This window comes from Desulfovibrio sp. 1214_IL3152 (genome assembly GCF_036763055.1).
Taxonomy (GTDB): Bacteria; Desulfobacterota; Desulfovibrionia; order Desulfovibrionales; family Desulfovibrionaceae; genus Desulfovibrio.
Map to the genome: position 1 here is coordinate 1 of NZ_JBAIYW010000455.1, position 1,770 is coordinate 1,770.

Below are 1,770 nucleotides of genomic sequence, written 5' to 3' on the forward strand. Positions count from 1 at the left end.
CGCGGCACGAGGTCGCTGAAAAAGGTGAGCATGTCGCGGCGCACGTCGGGGTCTGCCCCTTCGTTGACCGTCAGGCCGCAGGTGGTGTGCGGGCAAAAAAGGGCCAGTACGCCGTTGCGCCAGCCCTTTTCAATGGAATTTCGCCGCACCAGGCCGCGTAGCTGCATTGTGATGTCGCGCATGTCGCAACGGCATGTTGTTTCAATTTCCAGATGCAGCACAGGCAGCCTCCTGCTGTCAGAAGCTCGCGAATTCCGTCAGGTCGGAACTGGCGATATAGTCCAGTTCTTCCCGCTGGTTTTCGGGGGTTTCGGTATACAAAAAGCCGAACAGGCCGTAGCGGGAATAGTCGTTCTTGCGCAGGCGCAGCACCTTTGCAAAGCGGCGGCACAGGGCCTCATAGTCAAAATCGCGTATGGTCGGGCAGTTGGCGGGTGTGTTCAGGGCCATGAGGGTATAGAGATTGCCCTCTTTGCCCTTGAGCGCCTCTTCCCAACAGGGGCGCGCGCCTTCAAGAAAGCAGCCGTAAGAGTGGAAGCCCCAGGCAAAAAGGCTCACGTCCGTGCTGCACCATCCGGCAAAGCGCAGCGGATTGAATTCTATGGGCAGAATGCGCCCGGCGGCGCTGCGGCGCAACTCCACATGCGTTGGAAAGTTCCGCAGCCCCAGAATGGCGTTGACCCTGTTGAACCAGGCTTCAAATTCAGCCAGGCGGTCGCGGATGATGGCGGCGCTTGTGTAGTACAGGCGGTCGCTCACGTCATCGGCTCCCGCAAACTCATGGCGCAGGATGTTGCAGATGACGGCGCGGCCGTTCTGGTCAAAATACACGTCCACGGCAAATTCGTCGCCCTCGATGTATTCTTCCAGCAGCCAGTCGCCGCCGTCAACCACGGACTGCGGATACTGCTCCGACCAGCGCGTGGATTCTTCGGCAATGGCGGCCTTTGCGGTCTGCCAGTCTTCCGCATTGTTGATGCGGTAAACGCCGAGGCTGAAAAAACCCACGGCGGGCTTGAGTATGCAGGGCGTGCGCAGTTCGTCGAAGGGCAGGGCCTGCATCTGCGCAAAATCAAGGCGGCGGTAGTAATAGTCCGGGTCCAGGGGGCGGAGCAGTTCGCGGGTAAGAGCCTTGTTTTTGAGTCTTTCAATGGCGCGGGCCAAAGGCTGCGCGCAATGGGCCGTTACCCAGGCAAGGGAGTTTTCCGAGCAGGTATACAGGCGGGGAGGCACGGCGTCTTCACGGTCTTGCCCTTCGCGCAGCAGGGCGGCAAAACGGTCTTCAGACACAATGTTGAGAGCGGGTATGCCCAGGACCTCAAGCTCGGCCGCGCAGTCGCGGGCCATGTCGTTGTCCAGTACGGGCTCCTGCCGGTTGGCGGCATAGGCCGCCAGTTCCGGCGAGACGTATGGTTGATCGAGAATTATCATTCACCACCCAGCACGCGGAAGTAGACCGCGGGTTCTTTGAGCAGCCCGGCGTCAAGAGTGCGCTGCAGGGCGTCGCTCATGGCCTGGGCCGTGGTTTCGTGAGTCATGAAAACAAGCGGCACGCCCTGGCCTTCATCGGACTTCTGGATGACCTGAGCCATGCTGATGCCTTCTGCGGCCATGCAGCCTGAAAGATCGCGCAGCACGCCCGGAGCGTCCTGCACCATCACGCGCACATAGTAGCACGAGCGCCATTCTTCGGGCGGCACAATGGCGGCCTTGGGCAGGTCTTTGCCCACAAATCCCGTATTGTTGGGCCGTTCATCGCGGGCCACGGCC

General features: G+C 60.7%; 3 protein-coding genes. All 3 read right to left on the minus strand.

Annotated elements, in window-relative coordinates; all coding sequences use genetic code 11:
* Window positions 1-221 (minus strand): YjbQ family protein (locus V6C07_RS09555; RefSeq protein WP_333536199.1); only part of this gene is annotated, 221 nt, incomplete at its 3' end.
* Between the two features lie 16 nt (window positions 222-237).
* The gene (locus V6C07_RS09560; protein ID WP_333536200.1) at window positions 238-1,431 is read right to left on the minus strand and encodes an ATP-grasp domain-containing protein; all 1,194 of its coding nucleotides are present in this window, start codon (window positions 1,429-1,431) and stop codon (window positions 238-240) included.
* Window positions 1,428-1,770, minus strand: a 343-nt coding sequence (locus V6C07_RS09565; RefSeq protein ID WP_333536201.1) for an ACT domain-containing protein, incomplete at its 5' end; no start/stop codon positions are given. The genes V6C07_RS09565 and V6C07_RS09560, both read right to left, overlap by 4 nt.